Raw genomic sequence first — 12,943 nt, 5'->3', positions numbered from 1 at the left:
TTTAGGGTCACCTCCTTAATTATTAACAAAATGCTCAAAATATAGTCCAAAAATCTACTACCCATCTTGCATAAACTATTATAAGAGTCTAGATTATTTTTAATTCCTTCATAATTTTTGCCAAACCATCTTTATCGACATGTCCCGCAATGACGTCTGCACTTTTTTTCGCTAATTCATGCCCATTGCCCATCGCAACCCCAGTACCTACTGCTTGTAACATTTCAATATCATTTAAACCATCACCAAATGCAAAGGAATTTTCTATTGGGATATTCATTCTTTCCAACAGCTTAATGATACCTCTTGCTTTCGATCCATCTTTCGGTAGAATATCACAAGAATATTTATGCCATCGAACGAACTTCACTTCAGAAAATGTATTATGGTAAAGTTGTTCATCCTTTTCTTCCATAAAAATTAACGTTTGATAAACGGCATTTTCCTCATAAAACAAAGGATTAATAATTGGGTATGGATATTTTAATGTATTTAAACTACTTTGAATATAATCGTGTCCTTCAATGGATGCAATCATTTCTCGTTCATCAATAAAAACGACTGGATGGTTTCTTTTACTGCCAAACGCAATAATTTCCGATAAATATTTTTTATCGACACTATCTGTAAAAACTACTTCACCTTTATACACAACGTACTGACCATTAAACGTAATATATGTATCAATCTCCAATTCCTCGAGTAATGATTCAATCATAAAAGGTGCTCTACCAGTAGCAATCGCTATTTCATAACCGTTACTTTTCGCTTTTTGTATAGCCTCTTTTGCTGAAATAGGTATTTTTTTCTCACTATTGTATAGTGTACCGTCAACATCGAAGAATAAAATCTTTTTCATTTTAATTTCCTTTCGGGGCGCATATTTACATGTAAATGGAAAATACTTTACATATAGAAAAAGTTTACGTATAATTTACCTAAGGAGTGATGTGCCATGTTAAAGCGCCTCAAAAAGAGAATTTTGAAACGGTTAAATGGCATCCTCGGAAAAAAATCAATTGCTTAAGCCCTTCAATTTTGAAGGGCTTTTCTTTATTTTAAAGGACTTGCATGATAATATAAAGGAAATGCATCATATGGAATAGTTTCACATTAGGTGAAAATAGCAATGAATGCACTAGAATGTACGTAATTAAAGGAGAGAAAACATGATTTACAAAGTTTACTATCAAGAAAATGCTAATGAAGTACCAGTTCGCGAAAATACGAAAAGTCTTTATTTAGAAGCATCTTCTGAAAGAGAAGTCCGCCACTATTTAAAAGACCGAAAAATTAGTATTGAATACATTCAACTACTAGAGGGCAACTACTTAGAATATGAAAAAAACAGCCCGAACTTCCAATTGGAGAATGCATAATCCTTTATGAAGTTTGTTAAAAATGATCAAGCAGCTGTTTTCGCACTTGGCGGACTAGGCGAAATCGGTAAAAACACATATGCTGTTCAATTCCAGGATGAAATCATTGTTATTGATGCTGGAATTAAATTCCCGGAAGACGATTTATTAGGAATCGATTACGTTATTCCGGATTACACTTACTTAGTGCGTAATGCTGATAAAATTAAAGGATTGTTTATTACTCACGGACATGAAGATCATATTGGTGGTATTCCTTATTTATTACGTCAAGTAAATATCCCGGTGTACGGAGGTAAGCTGGCATTAGGATTATTAAGAAATAAACTGGATGAACACGGCTTGCTACGCACAACGAAATTAATTGAAATTCAAGAAAGTGATGTTATTAAATTCCGAAAAACATCAGTAAGTTTCTTCCGTACTACTCATAGTATTCCGGATGCATTCGGGATTGTTGTAAAAACACCTCCTGGTAACATCGTACATACAGGAGACTTCAAGTTTGATTTTACTCCTGTAGGCGAACCTGCCAATTTAACGAAAATGGCAGAAATAGGACGTGACGGTGTACTTTGCTTACTTTCAGATAGTACAAATTCTGAAGTACCAAACTTTACAATGTCAGAACGTAAAGTTGGAGAAAGCATTCACGATATTTTACGTAAAGTTGAAGGACGTATTATTTTTGCAACTTTTGCATCAAACATCCATCGACTACAACAAGTAACAGATGCTGCTGCACAGTATGGTAGAAAAATTGCCGTATTCGGTCGCTCTATGGACAATGCGATTTCAATCGGTCGTGAACTAGGATATATTACTGCACCAAAAGAAACATTTGTTGATGCTCAGACAATCAATCGTTTACCAGCCAATGAAGTGATGATTTTATGTACCGGCTCACAAGGTGAACCAATGGCAGCATTATCTCGTATTGCAAATGGAACACACCGACAAATTCAAATCCAACCAGGCGATACTGTTGTATTCTCTTCTTCACCGATACCAGGAAATACAATGAGTGTTAATAAAATTATTAACCTTTTATTCCGCGCTGGTGCAGAAGTAATTCATGGTTCTTTAAATAATATTCATACATCAGGGCACGGTTCACAAGAAGAACAAAAGTTAATGTTACGTCTAATTAAACCAAAATTCTTTATGCCAATTCATGGTGAGTACCGCATGTTAAAAATGCATACAAATCTTGCCGTAGATTGTGATGTATTACCTGAAAATACTTTTGTCATGGAAAACGGTGATGTATTAGCATTAAGCCCTAATGAAGCAAATGTCGCTGGACGTATTCCATCTGGGGATGTTTATATTGATGGAAGCGGTATTGGGGATATTGGCAATATTGTTTTACGTGATCGACGCATCCTTTCTGAAGAGGGATTAGTGATTGTCGTAGTTAGTGTGGACATGAAAAAACAAAAAATTGTTGCTGGACCTGATATCATTTCCCGTGGCTTCGTATATATGCGCGAATCAGGTACATTAATAAGCGAAGCACAAAAAATGTTAAATAGCCATTTAAATGAAATGATTCAAGAAAAGTCGACTCAATGGACAGAGTTAAAAAATGAAATTACAGACGTTTTAGGTCCATACCTATTTGAGAAAACAAAACGTCGCCCAATGATTCTTCCAATTATTATGGAGGTTTAAAACAGACTCCATTAAAAAGCCGCAACTTTGAACAATGTGTTCTTGGTTGCGGCTTTATGTTTTTACTAGCTCATCATCTTTTTTACAAATCGATTAATATCAACATCAGCACCAATGACTAACAAAATATCGCCTAATAATATTTTTTCATCAGCGGCTGGAGAAATAATAATCGCCTCTCCTCTTTTAATACCAACAATATTGATACCATACTTTGCACGAATGTCTAAATCAATTAATGAATAACCTGCAATTTGATCATTTGCCTTTATTTCCATTATGGAATGTTCATCGGAAAGTTCTAAATAATCAAGTACATTACTCGACATCATGTTATTGGCAATTCGAATGCCCATATCACGTTCTGGATGTACAACAAAGTCCGCACCAATTTTCTCCAACACTCTGGCATGATAATCATTTTGTGCTTTTACGGTAATTTGTTTTACACCTAAATCTTTTAATATGAGGGTTGTTAGTATACTATTTTGAATATTCTCCCCAATGGCAATAATTACATGCTCAAAGTTTCGTATTCCTAAAGATTTAATTACATCTTCATCTGTTGTATCAGCAATAACCGCTTGCGTTGCGATTTTTGCAAATTCATCTACTTTTTCTTGATTCGTATCAATTGCTAATACATCTGCCCCTAGTCTTACAAGCTCTCGTACAATACTTCCTCCGAAACGACCCAGTCCTATTACAACAAATTCTTTTTTCATTGTTTTCCTCCGTACCAAAACTTTAATGGCACTATTTTAACCCACTCATTCTTTTAATACAATTGCTGATGGTATATTACTTAACTCCAATTACTCTTATTCTTTTATAATCCGCTTCCCAATAGCCTTCTTTAAATAAGTTTGGCTTTAGTGCATTTTCGACGTTTACAATAATTTGTTCTTTCAACCTATCATCAATTCCATCTAGCAGCTGTTGACCAAACATGTTAATCCAGTTTTTCAACCCTCCCTCCCCATTTAATGGCGTAGGTCGGTCGATATGTTGTGCAAAGGTTACACGGAAACCCACTTCTTCCATTAATGTTGTATATTCCGCAACACTCGGATAATACCAGGGATTATTTTGTTCATTAAATTCATTACCACTTAATCTGATTTGATTAATTATTTCATTCGTAATAATGGAAACATTACCTTTCCCACCAAACTCAGCAACAAAGCGCCCTCCATCTTTTAAACTTTTATAAATACATTGTAAGGCTTTAATAGGCGGTTTCACCCAATGTAATGTCGCGTTTGAAAAGACCGCTTCAAACATATTTTCATATTCTAAATCTGTTGCATTCATGACTCCAAAAGTTATATTTGGATATTTAGATTTTGCAGCTGCAATCATATTTTTAGATAGATCAACTGCAAATACCTTTGCCCCTTTTTCGTATAGCTTATTTGCAATATCCCCCGTTCCGCAACCAAGATCTAAAATCATTTCTCCTTCTTTTACTTTCAATAATTCTAAAATATTGCTGCCATAATTTGATACAAACGAATGATTTTCATCGTATAACTGTGCGTTCCAATAATCTTTGTTAACATTACTCATTATCTCCACTCCCCAATTAACAATATCTACTAATTGGGTTTATTATAATGAAATAAGTCAAATAAAGATATTCGATAAAATGAATCAATCTTATAATTAATTTTATATGGAAACTAGAATATAAAAAAACGCAAGGGAAAGTCCCTTACGCTTGAAATCACTTAATTTTGTTCGTTACGCATTTCATCTAATACGCGATTTACACGTTTTTCTAACATCTTCATTCCGCTTCCACCAGCTTGGAAGTGACGTAAAACACCGGATTTATCGAATACATAGTAAGCAGGTACATATTGATTTTCAAATGCATCTGTTAATTTCATTTCATTATCAACAAAAATTGGTTGTGTAATATCGAATTGTGCAGCCACTTTTTCGATTTGCTCTAAATCTGTATCTTCTTCAGAACGTGGCATATGCACTGCGATAACATTTAACTCATCTTTGTATTGATCACGGAAATTGTTTACATCTGGCATTGCTTCTTTACATAAATGACAGCTTACTGACCAGAAATGGATTAGTGTTGGTTTTTCACCTACTAATTCATTTTTTGTTACCTGGCCATTTAACCATTTCGTAGCGCCTTCTAATTCAGGCATTGGTGAGCGTAATTTCATTATACTAATCCTCCTATTTTCTATAAGTAAAAAATCCCCACGAACCAATGTGGGGATTTATTTGTTAATTCAAACCAGATTAAAAGGCCTTTATTATAGAGTTGCTTGACCTGGGCGCCAGTTTGCTGGACATAATCCACCAGTTTGAAGAGCTTGTAATACACGTAATGTTTCATCTACATCACGGCCAATGTTGTTATGGAATACAGTTTGGTATTGCAATTCACCTTCTGGATTGATGATGAATAATCCACGAAGAGCGATACCCTCTTCTTCAATTAACACACCATATTCTTTAGAAATAGTGTGGTTAGTGTCTGCTGCTAAAGGATATTTTAGTTGACCTAAACCATTTTGAGTACGATCAGTATTAATCCAAGCTAAGTGTGTATGAATTGTATCAGTTGAAACACCGATTACTTCTGCATCAAGGTCTTCGAATTCGTCATAACGATCAGACATTGCAGTAATTTCTGTTGGACATACAAATGTGAAGTCCATTGGGTAGAAGAATAATACAGTCCATTTATCGTTTTTCATGTTTTCTTCTAAAGATACTTTACCAAAAGATTTGTCAGGCATTACTGCTTCCATTGAGAATGCAGGTGCTTGTTTACCTACCATACGTTCAGCCATTAAAATTCCCTCCAATATTTTGTTACAAAATGATTAAATTAGGATATTACCCACATTTTACGATAACAAACGACAAATTTTTTTTCAATAATTTGGACGTTTTATCAAATAAGAATTTTTATAAAAGACAAAAATTCGTCAAATTTTATTATTGGCAATTTTTTATGAATTATTCCATTTTGCCGTTTTTTAGTGTAAATTATTGATTTTTATAATAGAATACGTATAATAATATCGTTATAGTAAACAAAAAGTTATGTATTTATAAACTTCTCACATTTAAAGTTTACGAACAATAAACTAGGAGAGTATGTATATGCAAATCGGTGCAAAAATAAAGGCATTACGCATAAAAAAAGGTTTAACACAAGAAGAATTAGGAGAACGGACAGATTTAACAAAAGGATATATTTCTCAATTAGAACGAGATTTGAATTCTCCTTCCATTGAAACATTATTCTCTATATTAGAAGTACTTGGAACAAAGCCAAAAGATTTCTTCGATGATTCTTTAGAAGAACAACAAGTCGTCTATACCGAAGAAGATCAAACAACTCATTTTGATGAAGAAAAAAAGTATCAATTACAATGGTTAATTCCTACTTCAAATGATAAAGAGATGGAACCAGTTATTTTAACTCTTACTGAAGGTGGCGAATATAAACATTTTGCTCCATCTTTAGCCGAAACATTTATTTACGTACTTAAGGGACGTATCCGTTTGGTATTAGGCAATCACGAATACATTGCAAGTGCTGGTAATGCAGTTTATTATGAGGCATCTCATAATCATCAAATTTTTAATGCACATCAAGGAGAAACCCAGTTGCTTTTGGTAGCAACAGAATCTTACCTATAGTAAAGGAGGCAAGAACATGAATGATACAATTATTCGCTTTAAAAACGTATCTAAAACCTACGACGACGGAACTTTGGTATTAAAGAATATTAACTTTGAACTAGAGAAAGGGAAATTTTATACATTACTTGGCCCTTCTGGTTGTGGGAAAACAACGATACTTCGAATAATTGCAGGGTTCACTTCTCCATCTAGTGGAGAAATTTATTTTAATGATAAAAAAATAAATAATGTGCCTGCAAACGAACGCCAAGTAAACACTGTCTTTCAAGATTATGCCCTTTTCCCTCACTTAAATGTATTTGAGAATGTCGCTTTCGGTTTAAGAATTAAAAAGTTAAAAGAAGCAGAGATTCAAGAGCGTGTGATAGAAGCATTAAAATTTGTCAATTTATCTGGATTTGGCAACCGTGAAATTTCCGAAATGTCAGGTGGTCAACGTCAGCGTGTCGCAATCGCTCGAGCAATTGTAAACGACCCTGAAGTTATATTGTTAGACGAACCATTATCTGCCCTCGATTTAAAATTACGATCAGAAATGCAGTACGAACTACGTGAATTACAACAACGTCTCGGCAAAACTTTTGTCTTTGTAACTCACGACCAAGAAGAGGCGCTAGCAATGTCTGATGAAATCTTTGTTATTAATGATGGAGAAATTCAACAATCTGGTACACCTGTTGATATTTACGACGAGCCAATCAACCGTTTTGTCGCAGATTTTATTGGAGAATCAAATATCGTGGATGGTGTGATGGTAGAAGATTTTAAAGTTCAATTTACGGGTAAAACCTTTGAATGTGTAGACCAAGGAATGAAACCAAATGAAAAAGTGGATATTGTAATCCGACCAGAAGATTTAGAAATTACAACAATAGAGAAAGGAAAGCTTGTTGTAACTGTTGATACACAACTTTTCCGTGGTGTTCATTACGAACTATCCACTTACGATCAAGATGGAAATGAGTGGCTTGTGCATTCTCTTAAAAAGGCTAATGTTGGTGAACAAATAGGGCTGGATTTTGACCCTGAGGCAATTCATGTTATGCGATTTAACGAAACAGAAGAAGAATTTGACAAACGATTAGAATCTTATGGAGATGAAGATAATGGCTAAACAAAGGGGCGCGTTATTTCCTTATATTATTTGGATTGCATTATTTGTCATCGCACCTATTGCCTTAATCGTTTATTACTCGATGCTTGATTTAAGTGGAAATTTTACCATTGCCAACTACAAAGCTTTCTTCTCACCGGTTTATTTAAAAATGACGCTTACTAGTTTTTGGTATGCTTTCTTAATTACATTGTTTACGTTAATGATTGCTTATCCAACTGCTTACCTATTGACAAAAACAAAACATAAACAGTTATGGTTGATGTTAATTATCATTCCATCGTGGATTAATTTACTGCTAAAAACCTATGCTTTTATCGGTATTTTTGGTTTATACGGACCAATCAATGCGGCGGTTGAAGTATTTGGGTTTGAACCAAAACAAATTTTATTTACTGATTTTAGTTTTATTTTTGTATCGGTGTATATTTTCATTCCATTTATGATTATTCCGATTTTCAACTCGTTAGATAAGTTAAACCCAACTCTGATTTATGCTGCTCGAGATTTAGGTGCATCGAGTTTTACAACATTCCTTCGAGTTATATTTCCGTTAACAATTGACGGTGTAAAATCAGGTATCCAAGTAACATTTATTCCAGCCTTATCACTATTTATGATTACTCGGTTGATTGCAGGAAATCAAGTAATCACATTAGGTACTGCCATTGAACAACAATTCCTCGTATCGCAAAACTGGGGTATGGGCTCTACCATCGCTGTCTTCCTAATTCTTAGCATGGTTGTCATCATGTTCTTAACTGGTCAGAAGAAAGGAGGCCGCGTGCGATGAGAAAACTATCTAGCGCATCTAAGTTATATCTTATCATTGTATTTCTTGTTTTATATGCGCCGATTTTCTATTTAATTTACTATTCTTTTAATAGTGGAGGATCAATGAATGACTTTGAATCCTTTACATTAGAACATTACAAAGCAGTTTTTAAAGACTCGCGATTAATTGTTATTCTAATCAATACCGTAATTGTAGCTCTCCTTTCCGGCTTAATTGCTACGATTTTCGGAACTTTAGGTGCAATTGGGATTGTTTCAATAAAAGATAAAAAAATACGCAACACGCTTCTTTCGTTAAATAATGTATTAATTGTTAGTCCAGACGTTGTAATTGGAGCAAGTTTTTTAATTTTATTTACAATGATTGGTGTTAAACTTGGGTTTGCTTCAGTTGTCGTTTCTCACGTGGCTTTTAGTGTTCCCATCGTTGTGTTAATGGTACTGCCAAAGTTATTAGAAATGAATACGTCATTAATCGATGCAGCTAGAGACTTAGGTGCTTCAAAACGCGATGTATTAACCCGTGTCATTTTACCTTACATTAAACCTGGTATTTTTGCAGGATTCTTTTTGGCGTTAACGTATTCATTAGATGATTTTGCCGTAACATTTTTTGTAACAGGAAATGGCTTCTCAACTTTATCGGTTGAAATTTACTCAATGGCACGTACTGGAATTTCTTTAACAATAAACGCGATTTCCGGACTTGTTTTCCTTGTTACTGTGTTCGTTGTCATCGGCTATTATTTCTTTAACAACCGTTCAAAGCGCATCCATGAGGGGGTGCAACGATGAAATCTTTAGTTCAAGCTACGATTGCCATTGTTGTCGTTTGTGCCCTTCTTCAGTTTGCAGCAAACAGACTAGAATCAGCAGGTTCAGCAGGTAGTAAGGATACGATTACTGTCTATAACTGGGGAGAGTATATAGACCCAGAATTAATCAAACAATTTACAAAAGAAACCGGCATCAAAGTAATTTACGAAACTTTCGATTCCAATGAAGCAATGATGACAAAAGTTCAACAAGGTGGCTCTGCTTATGATATTGCTGTCCCTTCAGAATATATGGTTCAGATGATGGTTGAACAAGATTTATTAATACCATTAGATCATTCAAAACTACCAAATTTAAATAACATTGATCCATATTTTTTAGATTTAGCCTTTGATCCAAAAAATAAATATTCAATTCCTTATTTTTGGGGTACAGTCGGAATCGTTTTTAATCCAACTTTAGTGGAAGAGCATTTAACTTTTACAACATGGGAAGATTTGTGGGATCCTTCATTAAAAGACAAAGTATTTTTAGTTGACGGTGCCCGAGAAGTAATCGGAATGGGATTAAATTCTATAGGGAAATCTTTAAATGCAAAAGATGATGACGTACTTCGCGAAGCAACAAATAAATTAATAACCCTATCCCCCAATGTAAAAGCGATTATCGGGGATGAAATTACTCCATTAATGATAAATAACGAAGCAACTGTTGCTCTTACTTGGTCTGGTCAAGCACAAGATATGATGTGGGAAAATGAAGAGTTAGACTTTGCAGTACCTGAAGAGGGATCAAATTTATGGTTTGATAATTTTGTTATTCCCAAAACTGCAGCAAACATTGATGGAGCCCATGCTTTTATTAACTTTATGTTAGAGGCAGAGGTATCTGCACAAAATAATGACTATGTTGGATATTCCACACCAAACCGTGCTGCCATGGCATTAATGGACCCAGAAGTGATTAGTGACGAACGTTTCTACCCTGCTGAAGAAATACGTGAGCATTTAGAAGTATACGAAAACCTAGGACCAAAATGGCTAGGAAAATATAATGAATATTTTTTAGAGTTTAAAATGAGTTTAAGATAGGAAAAGTACTAGCACTTCAATAAATATAAAAAACGAGCTTTGACAATCATCATTGCTCGTTTATTTTAGTTTTCTAAAATACCATTGACCATTTTCCATTCGTTTTTCAAGTTTGCCCCGACTAATGGCGTATTCCAAATACCCAATAACCTCAGATATAATGAAGATAAATTCCTTTTTAACTCGTTTTCCATAAAGAGCTTCTGCAATATCCATTGTTATATGATACCCTTTTTCCACGGCTTCAATAATTCTCGTTTCTTTCTTTTGCATACGCTGTAATTTTTTCTGAATTTCTAATGTGTGATTCTGAAATAAATTTTCATGACCAGCAAATACCCAGCTTGTCGATAATTTTAGTGATTTTTGCAAAGAATTTTCATATTGAGAAACTGTCGGAAGCAATTGCAAATTGTCATCAAAATCGATTAAAGCATTCGTTGATAGGTTCTCTAAAAGTAAGTCACCTGCAAATTGCCATCCTACAGACTCGTCATAAAAAATGATAGAATCTGGAGAATGACCCGGTACTTCAATTACTTTACAATCTCCAATTCGATCACCTTCATTTACCGATTGGATATCGCCTAATATACTTAACTCATTTCGTTTACGAAGAGTTTGATTCATTCTTTCAAAGCGATTAGCTGAAAGATGTAAACATCCATATTCTTCGTATATCTTTTTAAAAAAATGAATTTTGTTCGTTAAAAATTCTTTTTCAAAACGTAGTCGGGGTATTGCTTTGTCATGGGCAAAAATAGGAATTTGCCTTTTAGAAAGTATCGAATTCACTACGCCAATATGGTCCTCATGGTGATGAGTGAGAAAAATTTGATCGATGTCTTCAATTGATAATTTATAACGTCTTAATGATTGTTCAAAAAAATCCACAAACTCGGGTGTATTTAACCCTCCATCAATTAAAGTTAATGTCGATCCATCATTATACAAAAAACAATTAATCGATTTCATTGCACCATATTTAATAGGAAAAATAATCGGGTATACAATTTTATTATTTTGTGTTATTGGACCAAACATACAATCGCTTCCTTTACTCCAAACAGTTAGGGGTATGTCATGAATTAGATAAAAATCCCCAATGTATACATATTTATCTTTTTTCTAGTTTAACCTTTTGCAATGTGATAAGCTAGAGAATACACGTTACTAGGGGAAAAGTTTAGGGGAAGGTGGGCAGAAATGTCTCAAAAGAAAAAAAAGATTGCCTTACTATTTTTAATGTTTAACATGTTTATCACAATGGGTGGAATTGGCATCATTATTCCTGTACTTCCCTCCTACTTAGAAATTTTCGGTGTGGGCGGTCAAGTTCTTGGATTTTTAACTGCTATTTTTGCCCTTGCACAGTTTTTATTTTCACCAATTTCTGGGGATCTATCAGACCGTTATGGAAGAAAAGTATTTATCGTTGGCGGGTTAATTATTTATGGCATTGCACAAATTCTGTTTGGATTAGCTTCTGAGGTATGGCTATTGTTCCTTGCTCGTTTCTTAAGTGGGTTTGGTGCTGCATTTATTATGCCTCCAGTAATGGCCTATGTAGCTGACATTACAACTGTTGAAGAACGTGGTAAAGGCATGGGTATGATTGGAGCTGCTATTTCTTTAGGTTTCATGATTGGTCCCGGATTAGGTGGTTTTTTAGCAACTGTTAACCTACATTTTCCTTTTTATTTAGCAGGAATCGTTGCGTTACTTGCAGGTATATTATCTTTCATTGTTTTACCGAACATACAGCCACAAACTTCTGGTGCCCAAAGTCAACCACGGGAAAATTTAATAACTCAATTAGTTCGTTCTGTGAAAACACCATATTTCATTTTATTAATTGTTGTATTTACCTTTAGCTTTGGAATTGCCAATTTCCAAGCTACTTTATCGATGTTTTTAACTTTGAAATTTGATTATACACCGACTGATATTGCCATTGTTGTGACATTAGGCGGACTTTCCGGTGTCATCCTACAAATGTTTATTGTCGATAAACTATTTAAAAAATACGGTGAGATGAAAGTAATTTTAGTTAATTTAGTCGTTGCTGCAATTACGATGGTACTAATCATCTTTGTAAGTGGATTCTTTATGATTTTACTAGTCTCAACATTATTCCAAATCGCTACAGTATTCATCCGTCCTGCAGTGAACACATTAATATCTAAATTTGCAGGAGCAGATCAAGGATTTGCAGCTGGTATGAACAACGCTTATATGAGTTTAGGAAATATGATTGGCCCTGCGTTAGCTGGTGTCTTACTAGAATGGAAGTTATCATCTCCATTCATTTTAGGAACATTCATATTATTAGGCTGTTATGCATTAGCCTATGGTTGGACTCGAAAAAAAGCACCAGCATTAATGCATGCAGAAGTTAAATAAATCATACAGACTAGTGAAGAAAA

Annotated in this window: 14 protein-coding genes; 8 read left to right on the top strand and 6 right to left on the bottom strand. The window is 34.4% G+C overall.

Annotated elements, in window-relative coordinates; translation table 11 throughout:
• Positions 1-88 precede the first annotated feature (88 nt).
• Positions 89-859, bottom strand: a complete 771-nt coding sequence (locus tag CRO00_RS02135) for a Cof-type HAD-IIB family hydrolase (RefSeq protein ID WP_097071993.1) — start codon at positions 857-859, stop codon at positions 89-91.
• A 310-nt stretch (positions 860-1,169) separates the two neighbouring features.
• Between CRO00_RS02135 and CRO00_RS02130 the strand changes: the two genes are divergently transcribed.
• Entirely contained in the window at positions 1,170-1,379 is a 210-nt protein-coding gene (locus CRO00_RS02130; RefSeq protein WP_097071992.1) for a DNA-dependent RNA polymerase subunit epsilon, read from the top strand.
• A gap of 6 nt (positions 1,380-1,385) precedes the next feature.
• Positions 1,386-3,053, top strand: coding sequence for a ribonuclease J1 (rnjA, locus tag CRO00_RS02125; protein WP_097071991.1), 1,668 nt, complete (start codon positions 1,386-1,388; stop codon positions 3,051-3,053).
• 65 nt (positions 3,054-3,118) lie between these two features.
• On the opposite strand, the gene CRO00_RS02120 is transcribed toward rnjA, so the two are convergent.
• The 4 genes from CRO00_RS02120 to CRO00_RS02105 form a co-directional block, all read right to left on the bottom strand.
• Positions 3,119-3,778, bottom strand: a complete 660-nt coding sequence (locus CRO00_RS02120) for a potassium channel family protein (protein WP_097071990.1) — start codon at positions 3,776-3,778, stop codon at positions 3,119-3,121.
• A 76-nt stretch (positions 3,779-3,854) separates the two neighbouring features.
• Complete coding sequence (locus CRO00_RS02115) at positions 3,855-4,622, bottom strand: class I SAM-dependent methyltransferase (RefSeq protein WP_097071989.1); 768 nt, start codon at positions 4,620-4,622, stop codon at positions 3,855-3,857.
• A 161-nt stretch (positions 4,623-4,783) separates the two neighbouring features.
• Entirely contained in the window at positions 4,784-5,242 is a 459-nt protein-coding gene (locus CRO00_RS02110) for a TlpA family protein disulfide reductase (protein ID WP_097071988.1), read from the bottom strand.
• A gap of 93 nt (positions 5,243-5,335) precedes the next feature.
• Positions 5,336-5,878, bottom strand: a complete 543-nt coding sequence (locus CRO00_RS02105) for a peroxiredoxin (RefSeq protein ID WP_097071987.1) — start codon at positions 5,876-5,878, stop codon at positions 5,336-5,338.
• A 316-nt stretch (positions 5,879-6,194) separates the two neighbouring features.
• Here CRO00_RS02105 and CRO00_RS02100 point away from each other — a divergent pair, with 316 nt between their 5' ends.
• The 5 genes from CRO00_RS02100 to CRO00_RS02080 are packed head-to-tail and all read left to right on the top strand — an operon-like array spanning position 6,195 to position 10,517.
• Positions 6,195-6,737, top strand: coding sequence for a helix-turn-helix domain-containing protein (locus tag CRO00_RS02100; RefSeq protein ID WP_097071986.1), 543 nt, complete (start codon positions 6,195-6,197; stop codon positions 6,735-6,737).
• Between the two features lie 16 nt (positions 6,738-6,753).
• A complete protein-coding gene (locus CRO00_RS02095; protein ID WP_097071985.1) occupies positions 6,754-7,854 on the top strand; it encodes an ABC transporter ATP-binding protein in 1,101 nt (366 codons plus the stop codon).
• On the top strand, positions 7,847-8,647 hold the full coding sequence (locus tag CRO00_RS02090; protein ID WP_097071984.1) for an ABC transporter permease: 801 nt from the start codon (positions 7,847-7,849) through the stop codon (positions 8,645-8,647). The genes CRO00_RS02095 and CRO00_RS02090 overlap by 8 nt, the downstream gene beginning before the upstream one ends.
• The gene (locus CRO00_RS02085; protein ID WP_097071983.1) at positions 8,644-9,444 is read left to right on the top strand and encodes an ABC transporter permease; all 801 of its coding nucleotides are present in this window, start codon (positions 8,644-8,646) and stop codon (positions 9,442-9,444) included. The genes CRO00_RS02090 and CRO00_RS02085 overlap by 4 nt, the downstream gene beginning before the upstream one ends.
• Complete coding sequence (locus CRO00_RS02080; protein WP_097071982.1) at positions 9,441-10,517, top strand: ABC transporter substrate-binding protein; 1,077 nt, start codon at positions 9,441-9,443, stop codon at positions 10,515-10,517. Before CRO00_RS02085 ends, CRO00_RS02080 begins: the two co-directional genes overlap by 4 nt.
• Before the next feature lie 60 nt (positions 10,518-10,577).
• Here CRO00_RS02080 and CRO00_RS02075 read toward each other — a convergent pair whose 3' ends face one another.
• Complete coding sequence (locus CRO00_RS02075) at positions 10,578-11,561, bottom strand: MBL fold metallo-hydrolase (protein ID WP_097071981.1); 984 nt, start codon at positions 11,559-11,561, stop codon at positions 10,578-10,580.
• A 162-nt stretch (positions 11,562-11,723) separates the two neighbouring features.
• On the opposite strand from CRO00_RS02075, the gene CRO00_RS02070 reads away from it, so the two are divergent.
• Positions 11,724-12,920 (top strand): MFS transporter, encoded by a 1,197-nt coding sequence (locus tag CRO00_RS02070; RefSeq protein ID WP_097071980.1) that lies wholly within the window; start codon positions 11,724-11,726, stop codon positions 12,918-12,920.
• The last annotated feature ends 23 nt before the right edge of the window (positions 12,921-12,943 follow it).

The organism is Ureibacillus xyleni, from assembly GCF_900217795.1.
GTDB lineage: Bacteria > Bacillota > Bacilli > Bacillales_A > Planococcaceae > Ureibacillus > Ureibacillus xyleni.
The sequence above is the reverse complement of the archived record's forward strand: the minus strand, read 5'-3'. Positions and strand labels throughout refer to the sequence as shown.

Coding starts and splice junctions, on each gene's coding strand:
- CRO00_RS02135 (WP_097071993.1), bottom strand. CDS start 859: ATGAAAAAGATTTTATTCTTCGATGTTGACGGTACACTATACAATAGT.
- CRO00_RS02130 (WP_097071992.1), top strand. CDS start 1,170: ATGATTTACAAAGTTTACTATCAAGAAAATGCTAATGAAGTACCAGTT.
- rnjA (WP_097071991.1), top strand. CDS start 1,386: ATGAAGTTTGTTAAAAATGATCAAGCAGCTGTTTTCGCACTTGGCGGA.
- CRO00_RS02120 (WP_097071990.1), bottom strand. CDS start 3,778: ATGAAAAAAGAATTTGTTGTAATAGGACTGGGTCGTTTCGGAGGAAGT.
- CRO00_RS02115 (WP_097071989.1), bottom strand. CDS start 4,622: ATGAGTAATGTTAACAAAGATTATTGGAACGCACAGTTATACGATGAA.
- CRO00_RS02110 (WP_097071988.1), bottom strand. CDS start 5,242: ATGAAATTACGCTCACCAATGCCTGAATTAGAAGGCGCTACGAAATGG.
- CRO00_RS02105 (WP_097071987.1), bottom strand. CDS start 5,878: ATGGCTGAACGTATGGTAGGTAAACAAGCACCTGCATTCTCAATGGAA.
- CRO00_RS02100 (WP_097071986.1), top strand. CDS start 6,195: ATGCAAATCGGTGCAAAAATAAAGGCATTACGCATAAAAAAAGGTTTA.
- CRO00_RS02095 (WP_097071985.1), top strand. CDS start 6,754: ATGAATGATACAATTATTCGCTTTAAAAACGTATCTAAAACCTACGAC.
- CRO00_RS02090 (WP_097071984.1), top strand. CDS start 7,847: ATGGCTAAACAAAGGGGCGCGTTATTTCCTTATATTATTTGGATTGCA.
- CRO00_RS02085 (WP_097071983.1), top strand. CDS start 8,644: ATGAGAAAACTATCTAGCGCATCTAAGTTATATCTTATCATTGTATTT.
- CRO00_RS02080 (WP_097071982.1), top strand. CDS start 9,441: ATGAAATCTTTAGTTCAAGCTACGATTGCCATTGTTGTCGTTTGTGCC.
- CRO00_RS02075 (WP_097071981.1), bottom strand. CDS start 11,561: ATGTTTGGTCCAATAACACAAAATAATAAAATTGTATACCCGATTATT.
- CRO00_RS02070 (WP_097071980.1), top strand. CDS start 11,724: ATGTCTCAAAAGAAAAAAAAGATTGCCTTACTATTTTTAATGTTTAAC.